Here is a 17,291-nt window from a genome sequence, read left to right as displayed (position 1 = left end):
CTCGAAAAAAATACCAGCTTAACGCTGGTATTTTTTATTGCTCCATTTGTTTTGCCAGGAAGCCCGCCGCAGTTTCGGCCACCTTCACTTCCAGTTCTCCCATTGTCACATTAGGTTCCTTGGAGAGCAGAATAACCGCACCTATAGGATCACCTTCGGCTATAATAGGAGTTATAACCTGGCTGGTGTACTTGGGTTTTCCGTCCTCTTCATCCAGAGTAATCTTTACATAATCCTTATCACTGGTCCTGCTTATCAGTACAGTCCTGCGCTCATCCATGATCTTCTCCAGAGCCGGGCTAATGGGTTTGTCCATGTATTCCTTCTTTGGTGCTCCGGCTACAGCTATGATTGCGTCTCTGTCTGCGATACATGTGATGTGTTCGACGGAATCATGAAGGGAATCGGCATATTCCTTGGCAAAATCTCCCAGTTCTCCGATAGGGGAATATTTCTTAAGTATTACTTCTCCTTCTCTATCGGTAAATATCTCAAGAGGGTCTCCTTCGCGAATCCTGAGAGTCCGACGTATTTCCTTGGGGATTACGACTCTGCCCAGATCATCTATGCGTCGCACAATTCCTGTTGCCTTCACTTCTATCCCTCCTCAAAGTCAGGTTTTTCTTTCGTATATAGTATATAACGCTTTAACCTGTTCTATTCATGGGAGGGAAAGTATAGAAAAATTATAGGTATTTTTCTATCTTCGATTGTTTTTGCCATTGGTCAAGGAATTTGTTAAACTCCTCGTCTTTCTTGCTGGTCAGAAGATTGCTCTTGATATAGTCCTTTACATCGTCAAAGCTCAAAGAAGTCCTCTCTCCGGTGACCTTTATAATGTGATACCCAAATTGAGTCTTGACCGGTTGGCTTACCTCTCCCTGTTTCAGGGCAAAGGCGGCCTTCTCAAACTCGGGAACCATCTTGCCCTTGCCGAAATACCCCAGGTCTCCGCCCTTATCTTTTGAACCGGGGTCAGTGGAGTACTTTCTGGCAAGTTCCGCAAAATCCTCGCCCGCCTTGATTTCAGCCAGCACCTTATTGGCCTCATCCTCGGTGGGGACCAGGATATGGCTTGCTCTAATTTCGGGCGAAGGAAGCTTGAACATATCCTTATTGCTGTCAAAATACTTTTTCACATCTTCATCGCTGACCTTGACATTGGCAGTAAGCTTCTCCTTTAAATTATTTATGATGAGCTGATCCTGCAGGAGCTTTTCAAAACTCTTCCAGTCCATGCCCTGCTGCTTGAGGTAGTTGTCCAGAGCATCCTTACCCCCATGATATGTTTCCAGCTGACTTACGGCCTCTTGCATCTGGTTGGGCTTTAAAGTCACATTTTCCTTTTTTGCCTGCTGGAGAGACAGCACATCCTTTATCATGCTGTCCAGCACTTTCTTCTTTATTTCCTGAAGATTCTTCTTGCCCTCGTCAGTGGAAAAATCCTGGCCGTTGGCCTCCAGGGCGCTTTTCACCTGGTTTACCTGGCTGTCAAAGTCGGATTTCAGGATGTTCTCTCCATTGACCACGGCGATGACTTCCTTGCCGTCGATGACTTTGCCCTCAGTGGTGTCTTTTTGTATTATACCGCAGCCGGATATGCCTATGATAATAGCCACTGCAAGGCCTATGGCCTTCATTTTCAGTTTCATCAGCATCCTCCCCGTATTTTTCTGTAGCCTAGCTATATTATACTACACTGCAGGATTCCTGCATAGTGTTCATTTCATCCAATATCTTCTCTATGCGTGACAGCAATTTGTACCCTTCCAGGCCCCGGGTCTTCAGGGTAAACGATGGCACGGTGCTGCCCAAAAAGTTTAACTGCTTTTGAAAGGCCGCACTGAGCCTGAAAATCATTTCCGGTGTCAGGGCTCGGGCATTCTGGAACTGGAATTTTATAAGTTCTCCCTGCTGTATAATACTGGCAATTTTCAGCTTCCTGGCCCGCACCTTTATCCTGGAAATCTCTATGAGGTTTCTGGCAGGTTCGGGTATATCCCCGAAACGGTCTTCAATTTCCTCCTCCAGATCATCGGCCTCCTCTATTGTTTCAACTCCGGCGATGCGGCGGTAAATCTCCATTTTCTGAGCGGTATTGCTCACGAAATCATCGGAAATATAGGCGCTGATGGAAAGCTCTATTACCGGCTGTACCTCTTCCTCCATCTTCTCTCCCTTGAGTTCCTTCACCGCCGCCGATAGCAGCTTAGTGTAAAGGTCATATCCTATGGCCATCATATGCCCGTGCTGCTCGGTACCCAGGAGGTTTCCGGCACCGCGGATTTCCAGGTCCTTTAAGGCTATCTTAAATCCGGATCCGAATTCGGTAAATTCCCTTATGGCTGAAAGCCTCTTTTCGGCGGTTTCGCTCAATATCCTGTCCTTTTTGTATGTTAGATACGCAAAGGCCTGTCGGTTGGATCGCCCCACCCTTCCCCTGAGCTGGTAAAGCTGGGACAATCCCAGTTTATCCGCCGAGGTGATTATGAGTGTGTTCACATTGGGTATGTCAAGACCTGTCTCTATGATGGTGGTGCATACCAGCACATCGAAATTGTGATCATAGAAATTGAGCATCACCTCTTCCAGTTCGTCCTCGTGCATCTGGCCGTGGGCTACGGCGATCCTGGCCTCGGGCACCAGCCTCTGGAGGCTCCTTGCCTCTTCATGGATGGTCTCAACCCTGTTATATACATAGTAAACCTGTCCCCCCCGGGAAAGTTCCCGCAGGATGGCATCCCTGATGAGGGACTCGTTATGCTCCACCACATAGGTCTGTATGGGAAAGCGGTCCTCCGGGGGTGTCTCTATGATACTCATGTCCCTCACGCCGCTCATGGCCATGTGCAGGGTCCTGGGAATGGGTGTGGCGGTGAGGGTCAGCACATCCACGTTTTTCTTGAGCTGTTTTATCTTTTCCTTGTGGGATACCCCGAACCTCTGCTCCTCATCTACCACCAGAAGCCCCAGGTCCTTGAATTTCACATCCTTTTGCAAGAGGCGGTGGGTGCCGATGATGATGTCTATCTCTCCATCCTTAAGTTTTTTTAGTATCTCCTTTTGTTCGGCGGGAGATTTAAACCTGCTGATGACATCTATCTTCACCGGGAAAGGAGCGAACCTCTCGGTAAAGGTGTGATAATGCTGTTCAGCCAGTATGGTTGTGGGCACCAGCACCGCCACCTGTTTGGCATCCATCACCGCCTTAAAGGCCGCCCTCAGGGCAACCTCTGTCTTGCCGTATCCCACATCGCCGCACAGCAGCCGGTCCATGGGTCTGTCGCTCTCCATGTCCCTTTTTACTTCTTCGATAGCGGTGAGCTGGTCGGGGGTTTCTTCATAGGGGAACATGTCCTCGAATTCTTTCTGCCATGGAGTATCTTTGGAAAAGGCAAAGCCCTTCGTGGCCTGCCGGGCGGCATAAAGCTTTATGAGCTCCTGGGCCATCTCCTGGACAGCCTCTTTTGCCTTGCTTTTGGCCTTGTTCCACTCACTGCCCCCTAACTTGTTAAGCCTGGGAGGATTTTCGTCAGATCCCACATATTTCTGGATCAAATCCACCTGGTCGGTGGGGACATAAAGCTTATCCCCTCCGGCATAGCTCAGGGCAAAATAATCCTTTTTATGGCCGGCTACTTCCAGGGTTTCCACACCCAGGTACTTCCCTATGCCGTGGGCGGTATGGACAACATAATCTCCCACCGTGAGTTCCTGGTAACCTGCGATTTTCTTGCCCTTTGCAGAGGGTCTGGGGCGGGGCTGCTGTTTCCTGGGCCTGCCGTAGACTTCCATATCGGATATAATGGCAAATTTGGACTGGGGTTCTTCAAATCCCCTTTCCAGGGTGCCCGGCACAATGGCCACCTGGCCGGGCTGAAACTCCTCTAGGTTTAAAAACATGCTTACCTCAAGATTCCTCTCCTTGAGGCTTCTTAACATGTGTTCCCCCCGCTCGGCCGTTCCTGACAGTACCAGAACCCGGTATTTTCTTTTCTTTAGCCGGGTTATTTCTTCCACCAGCAGGTCCAGCTTGCCGTAGAGGGGAGTCATGGAACGAAACTGGAAGGAATAAAGACCCCGGGGTTCAAATTCCGGGTGTATCTTGGGAAGTATGGATATGTAGATAATTTTGAATTCTTTGAGCTTTTCCAGCATTTCAAAGGGACTGTAGTAGATATTGGCCTGGGAAGCCAGAATTTCTCCCCTCTCCAGCAGCCCCTTGAAGGTCTCCTCCGTCTCAAAGGCAGCATTTTCCCGTGCTTCGCGAATCCGGCCCGGCTCTATGAGCACCGTTACAGGCTTTCGGGAAAAATAGTCCATCAGGGTGGCAAGAGAAGGATAAAGGTGGGAGATATAAAGCTCCGCCGCTTCAAAGAAAAGCCCGTTTTGAAGCTTTTCAATGTGCTCCTGTACCTTTTCTTCCAGGTGCCGGGCAATTTTTTCCTGGCCCAGGGAATTCAGTATCTCCCCGCGTTTTTTAAGTTCTCCGGCGATGTTTATGGCCGCTCTTTTCGCGGTTTCTCCGTCGTATATCACTTCCCTGGCCGGCCCTACACATATTTCTTCCAGCTTGGTTTTTGAGCGCTGGTCTTCGGGAAGAAATTCCCGGATGGAATCTACCTCGTCATCGAAAAATTCCATACGGTAGGGGTACTCTGCGGTCAGAGGGTAAATGTCCAGAATTCCCCCTCTCACCGCAAACTGGCTGCGGCCCTCGATCATATCCACCCTCTCATAACCCATGGCTGATAGCTTTAATATCACGTCTTCCAGAGGAATGGATTCCCCGACTTTAAAATGCAATGTGAAATTCTTCACTATTTCAGGCGGCACCAGCTTATTGAAAAGGGCCTGTACGGGTGCCACCACCACTATGGACTTTTCCGCCAGAAGCATCTCCATGACTTTAAGCCTCTGGGCTGTGGATTCAAGGCTCCTGGCCGCCGTTTCGTAAGGTATGACGGAACTGGCTGGGAACAGGGCCACCTCTTCCGGCTTCAGGAAAAATGAGAGGTCATCAGCAAGCTTTTTGGCTTCCAATGAATCGGGAGTAACCACAAGAATCTGGGATTTTGTCCTCTTTTTCATCGCGGCTATCAAAAAAGCCCTCTGGGAGTCGGAAACGCCGTAAGCAAAGAGGTTTGAAAGCCCTTTTTCCAGGTCTTTCACAAGTTTATTGAATTCCGGGATTTCTTCACAGATTGTGGCAATGCTTAACATCATGCACTCCTTAAATTGTTTTGTGAGTCAAGGGATAGTTCTGCTGACTCAATATCTACATGATTTTATTTATGAAAATTCAGATAAATACCAAAAAGCCCTTTTAAAGGCAAGGGCATATCATTTTTCACCGATTTTTATTATAACCCAAAGAAAAAATTATTGCAAATTAGATTCGCCCAGGATTTCAATCGAAAAAGAATCGTTTATTAACGATTCATTGTTTGACTCTTATATGTATTATCATATGATTCCATAGCATATGAATGATAATTGCTATGGCGACACCCACAAGGGGACTACCAAAAAATCGCCATACGTAGACGGTTATGATCCCGAAAACGGCGTGGCTTATAAGGCCGGCGATGCCTGCCGTGTATTGAAGTATACCGCGATTTTTAAAGATATCGTATGCTGCCTCCACCAGGCCGAAAGTGATGTGGGAAAAAAGGATGCTGCCACCAGCGGCAATGGCCAAACCGGTTTTTAATGTCTCCTCAATCACCGGAGCTCCATAGGTCACCGCATCTTCACCCAAAAGCTTCAAAGCCCGGCCATTCAAAAAATACGACACATATGCGGCAAGCAAGCCGGCAATTGTTGACATCAGTATATGCATACGGTTATTTGCACTTCCCTTGAAGTAAACGCTGATACCTGATATTATTCCTCGTTTGTCAACAAATAAAAAATGTTTTTATTTTCCTTTACCCTATGAAAAGCAGGATTTTCAGCGAGACACTGCTCCAAGTATCCCATGTCAAAGGTGCTGTCATCCGGCGATGCGATATGCTTGCAGCCACATGGGTCGGCATTATCATTTGATGCATATCCATTCCCCCGGTCATATGTCGCATCTATCCATTTTATAATTGTCGCTTCAAAAAGCTCCGGCAAAGATGCTTTTTTATTTTTTGAAAGGTATTCCAGTGCGGCGTCGAGTATGATATCCTTCATGTAAATAGTATGCCCTTGAAGTGTGGGTGTTTCTTTTGTTATACCGGTAATCTTCATGGCTCCCGCGCCTTTTATCAAATTAGTTGATTTCACAGCATAATTTTTCGGCTGTTTTTTGAAGTTTAGAATAAGGTCTCTCTTGAGGGAATATCCCGTCCAGGACTGCACGAAGGAGTTGCCCAAAGGCTTCTGGGGTACGATGTTCACCTTTTCAAAGCCCGCCTTTTTACATGCATTCAAAAGGGCTGCCCAAACCTTTTGGTCCCGGTTGTTGAAGGTCACCGAAAGCCACCGACCGGGCTTTAAAACTCTGTGGATTTCACCGAAGGCCTGGGCGAGCATCTCCTCAAAATCCTGTTCGCCTTTTTTCTGGAAATCGTTCACTATTATCTCATCTTTTATAAAATCCCCCTCCATCCCAAGCCAGGATCGCCAGAGGAGTGTTAGCTCGCTGTACTGGATACTGCCGCCATAGGGAGGATCCGTAAAACAGTAATCGATGCTACTTTCGGGTATATCCGAGAGGTCCTGGACCGGGCGGTTGGAAAGCATAAAAGTCCCATCCCTGGAAAGCTCAGAAAAATCCTGTGCGAGGTTAAAATAATTACCGATGAGGCGGTTGGTTTCCCTTTTGCCCTCATATACCCCCCACCGCCATTTGATCCGGTTCTCGAACCGCTCCCAGACATTTTCCTCTATCCAGTCCCCCATGCAGTAATACGAGTTGGCCGACATGGGGCGCAGGTCCTCGCTCTTTAACTTGCTCACATGGAGGATGGTATTGGAGAAAGCCAATAGCATCAAATCTTTTATGGCGACATCGACTATTTTTTGTATCTCATGGAAAATAATAGAAAGAGCCATGAGGTTTCGCCGGGTAAAAAGCTGATGGACACGGGTTATCCCCGCATTTTTCAGCCTCATGATCTCCCTCCCGTCGGGAAGGTCGTCGTTGGGGTACCAGAAAGGGATTTCGCGGGCTTCAATCTTTTCTATGTCGGCCTTTTCCTCCGGTGTAAGAAGCCTCCGGATGCGGCCGCTCCTGCCGTGCTCCTTTAGGCATCGGGCTTCCACGACCCATTTCCCATTTAAAGCCGGTCCCCTTACTACATGTTTTGCATAAAGGCTGCCGCCACATAAAGGGCACTTTTCTCTCAATCGATACATATCCATTATTTCATTTTTTATGTGGACCCTTATCTTTTCAAATTCCATTAAAAATAAGTCCAGGTCCACCGGGGAAAGGCAGGTGTTTTTTGTGATAAAAACCGCCATGGGATTTAAATCATTTAATACCGCCTTCCTGTGGTTTATAAGGGCCTCGCATCCCACCACCCCGCCCCCACAGAAAGGGTCCAGCACTATTTCTCCTTCTTTCGTAAAATGCCTTATGTACTCCGATACCACATACCAGGGCTTTCCTGCCCAGTACTTGTGCATCTTGTAGCGGGCGCAATCCCTTTGCGGGGGTATGGCATGGTCTATGGGAACATCCACGACCACAGAGTCACCTCCCTTCACTAATTTACAAATTATGGACACTTTACATTATACAATTATTCAGGGATTTTTAAAAGCTATATCCTGTTATTTACTTATTTTAATATTTATCCTCATAAAAAATTTTTTATCATTAGAAGGATTTATAACTTTGGTGTAGAATATACGATACGGCCGACCTGGAAAATTTCATTGTCGCTATAAGAAAATTCCGGACAGGGATGTTGAAACCGTTATCTGTGCAATAAATTTTATAAAAAATATAATTGATTTGATTAGAGGTAAAAATAAATCAAAAGTCAATAACAGTAGGAGATGAACCGTATGCAAGTCACCTTGCAGGATATTCGGGAGGCCCGGGAAATTCTAAAAAGCGTGGTTTATAAGACCGGCGTTGTCCACAATACCACTTTCAGTGAAATGAGCGGCAACTCTGTATACCTCAAGATGGAAAACCTTCAGAAAACCGGTTCTTTTAAGCTTAGAGGCGCTTTTAACAAGATAGCACACCTTACCGATGAAGAAAAAAGACACGGTGTCATTGCGTCCTCCGCGGGAAACCATGCCCAAGGAGTGGCTATGGGAGCCACTTTCTACGGTATAAAGTCAACCATTGTTATGCCAAAACATGCGCCGCTTTCCAAGATTTCCGCTACAAAAAGCTACGGCGCCGATGTGGTGCTTTGCGGCAATGTATACGACGAGGCTTATGCCGAAGCAAGGCGCCTGCAAAAAGAAACCGGCGCCACCTTCATACACCCCTTTAACGACCCTCAAGTGATTGCCGGCCAGGGCACCATCGGGCTTGAAATCCTCGAAGACCTGCCTGACGCCGACGCCATAGTGGTGCCCATCGGCGGGGGAGGTCTAATCTCAGGGGTATCCATCGCCGCCAAGAGTATAAAGCCCGGAATAAAAATCATAGGGGTGCAGTCCAAAAACATGCCTTCCATGGCTGAATCCGTGGAAAATAAAAAAATAACCACCGTCGACGGCACTCCCACCATAGCCGACGGCATCGCCGTAAAGACTCCCGGCGAACTCACTTTCAGCATCATTCAAAAATACGTTGATAACATCATAACAGTAGACGAGGATGAAATTGCCAATGCCATTTTGCTGCTTCTGGAAAGGGCCAAAGTGATAGCCGAAGGAGCCGGTGCGGTGCCCGTAGCCGCCATATTGAACCGCATGGAGGATTTCAGGGACAAGAAAATCGTGGCCCTGGTCAGCGGTGGCAATATAGATGTCAACATACTCTCCAGGATTATAGACAAAGGCCTTGTAAAAGGCGGCAGGAAGATATTCCTGGACACCCTCATCCCGGACAGACCCGGGACTCTCTGGAGGCTTTTGAACCTTGTGGCTGAAACCGGCGCCAATGTACTGTCGGTGACCCACAACCGTTCCACCCGGGATGTTGCCATAGGTTATGCAAAAGTGGAGCTGGAACTGGAAACCGTCAATGAAGAGCACATAGAAAAAATAAAAAATGTTCTGACCGAAAACGGCTATAATTTTATAATTCTGTAGGGGAGTTAAAAGATTTCAGCTGCTAAAATCTTTTTTCACCGTGGACATGCCGCTCCTTTTTGCCACGGTCCACCTGTCCGGCATTACTATAACCCTCACCACCTGCGCCATCGCTGTTATGATGCTCAACGGTATGCCGGTTACCCTGGCGGGAATGACGGGTTCCAGATTCATGCTGGGCGTAACCATGGTGGTGGCCCCCGGTGTGCCCGGAGGTGCTGTCATGGCGACACTTGGGATACTTCAGAGTTGCTGGGGTTCAACGACGCCCAGCTGGCCCTGATGATAGCCCTATATTATTTACTTATTGAATGGGCGAAAATACACAGTAAAGGAGGATCTCCTCGCTGGTATCGTTTAAGATCCCGTGCTCGCAGCCGGCAGGGGCATTAACCAGCTCTCCCTTCTTCACTCTTTTCCTTTCGCCGTTTATCAGCACACTGCCTTCACCTTCCAGGAAATAAAAGGTCTCCTGATTTTTATGGGTGTGCGGGAGTATCTCCCCTCCCGGCAGGATCTTTGCCAGCCGCACTATGACATTTTGGTTTTCATTTTCATCCAGTAGAGTATTCAGGTAAACTTCCCGATGTATGGGATTTTTTACCCATTTCTCATCATCAATCTTTTTAACTATTGTTTGATACATAAAGGCTTACCCCCCGTTTTTAAATATTTACCCGCAAGATTCATCTACTCTATAATACCAGTATTGAAATATTTTGTAAACAACTGCTCCGTCGCGACAATTTAAAAAAGCCCACGAACAGCGGAACATTTTCGGATAATAAATATGGCATAAATCACCACTTCTAAAAACACATGTTCCAGTGTATAATATATATAAACATTTGTTTGGTATGATCGTGTATTTCGAACATCGAACCTCAAATCTCGAACTTCTAAAAGGGGTGGTTTTATGTCTTTCTGCCACCTGCATGTGCATTCCGAATATAGCCTGCTGGACGGCCTGTGCCGCCTGCCGCAACTGGTAAGCCGGGCGGCGGAGCTTCGCATGCCGGCCCTGGCCCTAACGGACCACGGGGGTCTGTGGGGGGTGGTGCCCTTTTACAAGCTTTGTATGGAAAAGGGGATAAAGCCCATCCTCGGCTGTGAAGTCTATGTAGTGGACAACATGCACAAAAAGGAGGGCAAGGAATGCCCCCACCACCTGGTGCTGCTGGCCGAAAATGAAGAGGGCTATAAAAATCTGCTAAAATTAGTGACGGCCTCCAACCTGGAGGGGTTCTACTACCGTCCCCGGGTGGATAAAAAGCTGCTTTCATGTTACAGCCGGGGCCTCATCGCCCTGAGCGCCTGCATCCGAGGGGAGGTGTCGGACCTTATATTGAAAGGCGATATGGAGGGGGCCCGAAGGGCAGTGGCAGAATATGCCGATATCTTCGGAAAAGGAAATTTCTTCCTGGAAATGCAGGACCACGGCCTTGAGCAGGAAAAAAAGGCCAATTTCTGGCTCAAGGTCCTGTCCAAAGAACTTGGCGTAGGGCTGGTGGCTACCAATGACGTGCATTACCTGGCTCCGGAAGATGCTGCGGTCCACCGGGCGCTCCTGTCGGTACAGACCCTTTCGTCGCTGGGGGATTCCATTTCCATGGAGGGAAAAGAATATTACTTCAAGACTCCCGCGGAAATGGAAAAGCTTTTTGCCGATACTCCGGAGGCCCTTGAAAATACAGAAATTATAGCCGAAAGGTGCAATGTTAAGCTCTCCCTGGGAGGCATGAACCTGCCGGAAATTCCGGTGCCGCCTGGATATGACACCCGGAGTTTTCTGGAAAAGCTGGCTTTCGAGGGGGCCTATGGCCGCTACGGCACGCCCCTGCCGGAAAATGTCCGCAGGCGTCTGGAATATGAACTTTCGGTGATAAGGCAGACGGGATATGCAGGATATTTCCTCATAGTCAAGGACATCGTGGACTTTGCCAGAAAAAGCGGCATATCGGTGGGCCCGGGCCGAGGTTCCGCCGCCGGAAGCCTTGTGAGCTACTGCCTGGGCATCACCGATGTGGACCCTTTAAAATACGGCCTCATATTCGAGCGGTTTTTGAACCCCGAGAGGGTGAGCCCCCCGGACATCGATGTGGACCTGTGCCACCGGGGGCGGCGGAAGGTGCTGGATTACATAAGGGAGCGCTTCGGCAGGGAAAGGATAGCCCACGCCGGAGCCTTTTCCACCCTCCAGGCCCGGGCGGTCCTGCGGGACACCGGCCGGGCCTTAGGACTAGCCTATGAAAAGATAGACAGGATGTGCTCCCTCATCCCCTATTCCCACATAAGCCTGGAAGGCGCCGTGGAACAGAGTCCCCACCTTTCGACCTTAATCCGTCGGGACCCGGAGGCAAGACACGCCTTCGAAACAGCCCGGCACCTGCAGGGCCTCCCCCGCCACATGACCCAGCATTCCGCAGGGGTGGTGATAGCCAGAAACCCCCTGACGGATTATGTGCCCCTGCAGCGGGCCTCGGGAGAGGAAATCATCACCCAGGCGGACATGGAAATGCTGGAGGACCTGGGCCTTGTAAAGATTGATCTGCTGGGCCTCCGGTTTCTGACGGTGATAGGAGATACGCTGGAACTTATCAAATTCAGGCGAAAAATCCACATGACTATAGAGGATATCCCCCTGGATGACAAAGACACTTTTGAGGCCCTCCGCCGGGGCGACACCACTTCCACATTCCAGCTGGAAAGCACCGGCATGAGGAATATGCTCAGGAAAGTGCAGCCTGAAAATATCGAAGACCTCTCGGCAGTGCTGGCCCTCTACCGACCCGGCCCCCTTCAAAGCGGCATGGTGGAGGAGTTCATAGCCCGGCGCCACGGCAAAAAGGCCGTCAGTTACCCCCATCCGTGCCTTCGGCCGGTACTTTCGCAAACTTACGGGGTTTTCCTGTATCAGGAACAGCTAATGCAGGCCGCCCATGTAGTGGCGGGCTACACCCTGGGAGAAGCGGACCTTCTCAGGCGGGCCATAGCAAAAAAGAAAAAGGAGGAAATCGAGCGGCAAAAACCGATATTTATCCAGAGGGCCCGGCAGCGGGGTATCGATGCAAAGACCGCCGGCGACATCTTCTCCGTCCTGGAGGCCTTCGGAGATTACGGGTTCAATAAATCCCACAGCGTGTCATATGCCATCATGGCTGTAAGGACCGTATATCTCAAGGAACATTTCCCGCTGGAGTATTTCTCTGCACTGCTTTCGCTTTACATGGACACCCCCTCCCGCCTGCAGCTTTACCTTTCCGAAGCCCGCAGGAAAGGTATAAAGCTGTTGTTGCCGGACATAAACAAAAGCGGGGTGGGATTTATCCCGGAGCCGCGGCAGGGAGAAACCTCGAACCTCGAACTTCGAACCTCGAGCATGGGAGCTATAAGAACTGGCTTTGCCCTGGTCAAAAACCTGGGAGCCCGGGGCATCAAGGAAATCCTGAAGGCCCGGGAGGAAGGCCCCTTCACCGGATTTTTCAATTTCTGCCGGCGCACCGACAGGCGGGCCGTAACCAGTAAAGCCCTGGAATCCCTGATTTTATCCGGAGCCTTCGACGCCTTCGGTATCCCCCGGCCCGCCCTGCTGCTTTCCTTAAAATCAGCCCTTCTGGAGGCAAAATCCGCGGTATGCGGCGGCGGATATTCGGGCCAGCTATGCCTTCTGCCCGAAGAGTCCCCGGTAGAGAGCCTCGCAAGAGATGTGTTTTTGCCGGACTTTTCCCCGGAGCAAAAGATAAACCAGGAGCTTTCGGCCCTGGGTCACTACATCACCGTCCACCCCATGGAGATGTGGGAAGATATGGCCGCAAAGCTCCGCACCCATACCACCGCCGATGTAGACGAAATAAACAAAAAGAAAAGGGTGCGCCTTACGGGAATCCTGCTGGACCCCCGCTGGGGTCGCACCCGAAGCGGCGGGCGCATGATGTTCGTGCAACTCGAAGACCTGAACGGAGCCGTAGAGCTGGTGATTTTCCCCCGGGAAATGAAACTTTTTTCACCATACCTTTTCACCGGCTCTCCTGTTATAGTCGACGGCTGGACCGATTTAAACGATGACGGCCACCGCACAGTGGTGGTGGGGCAAGTCAGGTCTCTGAATAGCCTTGCCAAAAGCCCGGCAACGCAAGCGGCTTTAGATTATCGTCCCGTCCTCGTTTGAAATCTCTCGAAGGAACCATGCCGTGGACACGAGGGAAACCACGGGACCGTGGAGCGTCCGGTATCAAAGTTTTTTGAACATAACTATACGATTGGTATTGGTGCCGCAAGTGTTGTTATTAATCCCCCATATGTTGGAAGTCTTGGTGAACTCCTGCAGGTTTATAAGTATGCCTTCGCACTCAAAGCCCGCGGCAAGGCCCAGGGGAACCACATGTTCATCGAGCTTTACTGAACCGCCCCTCACCTCACCCACTTCAAAGGCTACCCAGCCGCCCTTTCGGGTTATCCTGAAAAGCTCCCGAAATACATCGCCCATTACGCCGCACCATTCCTCAACAGTTCTGGACATAGTTATTTTCTTCGATATCTCCTCGGCATCTATGGAATTAAACCAGCAGCGAAGCCAGTTATCCTGGGAATATTGAACCACATCCAGAAAAGGCGGAGATGTCACGGTAAGCTGCACAGATCCGTCCGGTATCCGGCCTGTGTATCTTGCGTCCTCTGTCAAAAAAAGTGCGCTTTCCCCCGCCTTTCTGAGGTTTTCCTTTTCTTTTCGGGTTAAATTTTTGATGAGGCTCTTTGATTTTTTAAGGATTATCTTTCGGGTATCCCTGTACTCCGGCTTCTGGTGACGCTTCTCGTTGATTTTTATCTGCCGCTCGGGGCTTACCGCCTGATTTGGCGGCAATGTGTATACTGAAAAAAAACCGGGTGAGTGGCCTGTAAGCCGATTGGTGGCCACCATGCGTATCCAGCTGTCCACGTGGTCCTCCCGGCCGCTCTGCCTCTTTTCCAGGATATAATTCTTCAAAGACACGATTTCCGACTCGGTATCGGGGTGAAAGAACATGGAAAGGTCCATTTCAGCTCTTAGGCTGGAATAGTATGGAATCTCTTCAAGCCTTTTTTCCACATCCTTTAAATCGGGTATAAAGAATCTGGGCCTGGAGAGAATCTCACTCAAGGGATTTACGTCATTAGCGATGACTCTACGGCCTAAACGTCCCGCCTCAATAACTGTGGTACCCCTGCCGCTGAAGGGGTCGTAGACAGTATCGCCTTCCTGCGTCAAAAGGTCAATAAAAAAGTGCGGCACTTGAGGCTTAAAACAGGCCCTGTAGGAAACTTCGTGGATGGAAGATGCCTGCCTCTGTCCCGAAGTCCAGTATTCGTTTATGTATCTGGGGATACGGTGATCATCTATCTGTACATATTCTATTTCAGTCCCGCGTTTTTTGTCGCCAAACAGACTGAGATTTTCTCCGGTACCTTCATCCAGTCGAAACTCCGCAAGGTAGCGGGGAATGTCGATCTGCCGTGTGGTTTGCATGATGCTTTGCCCCCTACTTTCAGTAAACAATAGATTTCATAAATAATTCGATAAAAGCTTCCGGTTTTCCTTCTTGATTTTATCGGATAGTAAATATCACCTGAGGCAAAAAGGTTCCCGCTCTGCACCCAACCTGCAGCGATGTAATTTGGCTCAGAGGACTGAAAGGAAAGTAATTTTAGGATGGCAGTAATCATGGATACGATGTTTTTTATTTCATCCGATGACCAGCCGGAATACTGTAATTGTTGAAGCTGACAGATTTTACTGATATAATTGTAGCGGCAGAATCATTTTAAAAAACCGCCGGAAAGATAAGGTCAAATGTTTGGATACATAAAGCCCTACAAACCCGAAATGAAGATAAAGGAATATGAGGTATTCAAAGCCTATTACTGCGGCCTTTGTAAGGAGCTGGGGAAAAGGTACGGCCTTTTTTCAAGGTTTTCCCTGAATTACGAGCATACATTTTTGGCCATCGTCCTTTCGGCTCTGTCTGATGAAAGCATCGACATGAAGCTGGAGCCGTGTATTGCCCATCCCTTTGGCAAAAGGCCCGTGATAAAAAATAATGAATACATAGCCTATGCGGCTGATATGAATATCTTGCTGACATACTACAAGTTTCTGGACATGAAAAAGGATGAAAAAAAGTTCCTGGGCACCTTCGGAAGCCTTGCCTTTTACAATCAATTCAAGAAAGCCCGGTCAAAGTATCCGGAAAAGGCCTTTGCCATAGAGCAAAATCTCCGGGCACTGGATGCTCTGGAAAGGGAAAGGTGTGCATCTATAGATAAAGCGGCAGAGCCTTTTGCAAACCTTATGAAAGAGATACTTCCCTACCCCGGCATGAAATTTGAAGAATCCATAGTGCCCGATCTGGAACACATCGCTTACAACCTGGGAAGATTCATATATATTATCGATGCCTATGACGATATGGAAAAGGACATGAAAAACCGAAGCTATAACCCCATACTCCTGCAGTTTGGAAAGCAGTTGAAAAATAATGAAGGAGGGGATCCAGGGGGGAGTTTCTTCAGAGGAACCGCCAAAGAAGAGGCTAAAGAATGGGTATGCTTTAACCTGACGTTTACTTTAAGCCTCATCGATCGGTCCTTTAAAAAGCTTGAGTTTAAAAAGAACCGGGGAATCATCGAAAATGTGGTTAAGATCGGCCTTTACAAAGAACTGGAGAGAATCATGAAAGGAGATAAAAAATGCAAAACCCGTATGAAGTTTTAGGCTTGGGGGAGGGGGCTTCTCCCGAAGAAGTGAAAAGAGCTTACAGGGAACTGGTGAAAAAATACCATCCGGACCAGTACGCCAATAACCCTCTGAAGGATCTGGCAGAGGAAAAGCTCCGGGAGGTCAATGAGTCCTACCGCATGATAATGGAAGGGGCCGCCGGCTCGGATTTTGGATCGGGATCCGGCCATGGTGGCTTTGGTGGCCAAAGCGGGGGCTTTAACGGCAACTCCGGCCAAAACGGCGGCTATGGTTGAAGAGGAATCCCTTTTTTTGCAAGCCATGGATGCTTTGAATGCCAATGACCTTATGCGGGCTGAATACATATTAAACAAAATAAATAACCGGGATGCCCGCTGGTATTACCTCATGGGGCATGTCAACTACCGCCGGAGCAGGTTCGGGGATGCCTATGACTGCTTCAAAACCGCCGTCAATATGGACCCCGGAAACATGGAATATCAACAAGCCTTGAATAATATGATAAGTATGAGAAATAATTATCAACAAAATGTCTATTACTCCACCCGCCGGGACAGTGACGATTGCTGCCAGGCCCTGTGTGCATTGTGGGCCTGTGACACCTGCTGTGAATGTATGGGAGGAGACCTGTGCACATGCTGCTAAGCTTTTATGGCATATAATACTCTTTCTTAAACTACCGGCAACCGATAGTTAGGAGAGAAACTTTGGGGGGTGCGGCATGACCGTTTCTAAAAAAATAACTCTGGGGGGAATCCTGTCGGCCACTGTGCTGATACTTTTATACCTGGCCTCAACCCTTCCCACCAGCAGGCTATTTTTGCTTGCCCTTTGCTCCTTTGCAGTGTCCGCCGTCATCATTGAAACGGGCGTAAAAAACGGCATTATTTTTTACCTGGCTACATCCATCCTGGCTTTTTTGCTGGTGCCGGGTAAGAGCATGGCGGCGCTTTACATACTTTTTTTCGGCATATACGGCATTGCCAAAGCCATCATCGAAAAACACGGCATTGGTATATTGCAATATATTATAAAGCTCGTCATTTTCAATTTATCTTTTCTTATGATTTACCTTGCATCCGGGATCATCATCGACATATCGGACTTAGAACTGAAGGTGCCTTTTCCGGCATGGGTTATCGTCGCCGGCCTCCAATTTGCCTTTTTGTTTTACGATTATGTTTTTACAATAGTCATAACCTTTTACTATGATCATATACATCATGACAGAAGGTAGGATTTTGAAGGCCGGGATTCTGTAAGTGAGAATTTGCGAATTGCACCGAAATCGCACTAAATTCGACCAAATTCAATTCAAGAACCGTCTCTGATTTGAATTAATCAA

At 48.6% G+C, this 17,291-nt stretch carries 12 protein-coding genes and 2 pseudogenes; 7 read left to right on the top strand and 7 right to left on the bottom strand.

The features are described from left to right. Positions 1-34: 34 nt before the first annotated feature. The 5 genes from spoVT to D2962_RS00875 form a co-directional block, all read right to left on the bottom strand. The gene (gene spoVT / locus D2962_RS00895) at positions 35-595 is read right to left on the bottom strand and encodes a stage V sporulation protein T (RefSeq protein ID WP_120767179.1); all 561 of its coding nucleotides are present in this window, start codon (positions 593-595) and stop codon (positions 35-37) included. Positions 596-686: 91 nt separating this feature from the next. Further along, positions 687-1,688 carry a peptidylprolyl isomerase gene (locus D2962_RS00890; RefSeq protein ID WP_281273759.1) on the bottom strand — a complete coding sequence of 334 codons (1,002 nt, stop codon included), beginning with the start codon at positions 1,686-1,688 and terminating at the stop codon, positions 687-689. A 1-nt stretch (position 1,689) separates the two neighbouring features. Then, entirely contained in the window at positions 1,690-5,226 is a 3,537-nt protein-coding gene (gene mfd / locus D2962_RS00885; protein ID WP_245984828.1) for a transcription-repair coupling factor, read from the bottom strand. 214 nt (positions 5,227-5,440) lie between these two features. Next, positions 5,441-5,842 carry a hypothetical protein gene (locus D2962_RS00880; RefSeq protein ID WP_120767176.1) on the bottom strand — a complete coding sequence of 134 codons (402 nt, stop codon included), beginning with the start codon at positions 5,840-5,842 and terminating at the stop codon, positions 5,441-5,443. Positions 5,843-5,886: 44 nt separating this feature from the next. Beyond that, entirely contained in the window at positions 5,887-7,683 is a 1,797-nt protein-coding gene (locus D2962_RS00875) for a DNA methyltransferase (RefSeq protein ID WP_122013835.1), read from the bottom strand. Positions 7,684-8,004: 321 nt separating this feature from the next. Between D2962_RS00875 and ilvA the strand changes: the two genes are divergently transcribed. Then, positions 8,005-9,213 carry a threonine ammonia-lyase gene (ilvA, locus tag D2962_RS00870; RefSeq protein ID WP_122013834.1) on the top strand — a complete coding sequence of 403 codons (1,209 nt, stop codon included), beginning with the start codon at positions 8,005-8,007 and terminating at the stop codon, positions 9,211-9,213. Positions 9,214-9,268: 55 nt separating this feature from the next. After that, positions 9,269-9,510, top strand: a pseudogene (locus tag D2962_RS00865) (cation:dicarboxylate symporter family transporter); the annotation flags it as partial. Between the two features lie 7 nt (positions 9,511-9,517). Here the strand turns inward: D2962_RS00865 and D2962_RS00860 are convergent. After that, positions 9,518-9,859 carry a cupin domain-containing protein gene (locus tag D2962_RS00860; protein ID WP_122013833.1) on the bottom strand — a complete coding sequence of 114 codons (342 nt, stop codon included), beginning with the start codon at positions 9,857-9,859 and terminating at the stop codon, positions 9,518-9,520. Between the two features lie 270 nt (positions 9,860-10,129). On the opposite strand from D2962_RS00860, the gene dnaE reads away from it, so the two are divergent. Beyond that, entirely contained in the window at positions 10,130-13,381 is a 3,252-nt protein-coding gene (gene dnaE, locus D2962_RS00855; protein WP_122013832.1) for a DNA polymerase III subunit alpha, read from the top strand. A 63-nt stretch (positions 13,382-13,444) separates the two neighbouring features. Here dnaE and D2962_RS00850 read toward each other — a convergent pair whose 3' ends face one another. After that, the gene (locus D2962_RS00850) at positions 13,445-14,716 is read right to left on the bottom strand and encodes a DNA methyltransferase (RefSeq protein ID WP_122013831.1); all 1,272 of its coding nucleotides are present in this window, start codon (positions 14,714-14,716) and stop codon (positions 13,445-13,447) included. A gap of 324 nt (positions 14,717-15,040) precedes the next feature. Between D2962_RS00850 and D2962_RS00845 the strand changes: the two genes are divergently transcribed. From D2962_RS00845 to D2962_RS00835, 4 genes and pseudogenes are all read left to right on the top strand, one after another. After that, a complete protein-coding gene (locus tag D2962_RS00845; protein WP_122013830.1) occupies positions 15,041-15,961 on the top strand; it encodes a DUF5685 family protein in 921 nt (306 codons plus the stop codon). Then, a pseudogene (locus tag D2962_RS19785) lies at positions 15,937-16,105 on the top strand (J domain-containing protein); the annotation flags it as partial. The gene D2962_RS00845 and the pseudogene D2962_RS19785, both read left to right, overlap by 25 nt. Positions 16,106-16,135: 30 nt before the next feature. Further along, positions 16,136-16,591, top strand: a complete 456-nt coding sequence (locus tag D2962_RS00840) for a tetratricopeptide repeat protein (protein WP_222927613.1) — start codon at positions 16,136-16,138, stop codon at positions 16,589-16,591. 76 nt (positions 16,592-16,667) lie between these two features. Beyond that, positions 16,668-17,183 carry a hypothetical protein gene (locus D2962_RS00835; protein ID WP_122013829.1) on the top strand — a complete coding sequence of 172 codons (516 nt, stop codon included), beginning with the start codon at positions 16,668-16,670 and terminating at the stop codon, positions 17,181-17,183. Positions 17,184-17,291 lie beyond the last annotated feature (108 nt).

It is taken from the genome of Biomaibacter acetigenes (assembly GCF_003691585.1).
Taxonomy (GTDB): Bacteria; Bacillota; Thermosediminibacteria; order Thermosediminibacterales; family Tepidanaerobacteraceae; genus Biomaibacter; species Biomaibacter acetigenes.
The sequence above is the reverse complement of the archived record's forward strand: the minus strand, read 5'-3'. Positions and strand labels throughout refer to the sequence as shown.

Coding starts and splice junctions, on each gene's coding strand:
- mfd (WP_245984828.1), bottom strand. CDS start 5,226: ATGATGTTAAGCATTGCCACAATCTGTGAAGAAATCCCGGAATTCAAT.
- D2962_RS00880 (WP_120767176.1), bottom strand. CDS start 5,842: ATGCATATACTGATGTCAACAATTGCCGGCTTGCTTGCCGCATATGTG.
- ilvA (WP_122013834.1), top strand. CDS start 8,005: ATGCAAGTCACCTTGCAGGATATTCGGGAGGCCCGGGAAATTCTAAAA.
- D2962_RS00860 (WP_122013833.1), bottom strand. CDS start 9,859: ATGTATCAAACAATAGTTAAAAAGATTGATGATGAGAAATGGGTAAAA.
- dnaE (WP_122013832.1), top strand. CDS start 10,130: ATGTCTTTCTGCCACCTGCATGTGCATTCCGAATATAGCCTGCTGGAC.
- D2962_RS00850 (WP_122013831.1), bottom strand. CDS start 14,716: ATGCAAACCACACGGCAGATCGACATTCCCCGCTACCTTGCGGAGTTT.
- D2962_RS00845 (WP_122013830.1), top strand. CDS start 15,041: ATGTTTGGATACATAAAGCCCTACAAACCCGAAATGAAGATAAAGGAA.
- D2962_RS00835 (WP_122013829.1), top strand. CDS start 16,668: ATGACCGTTTCTAAAAAAATAACTCTGGGGGGAATCCTGTCGGCCACT.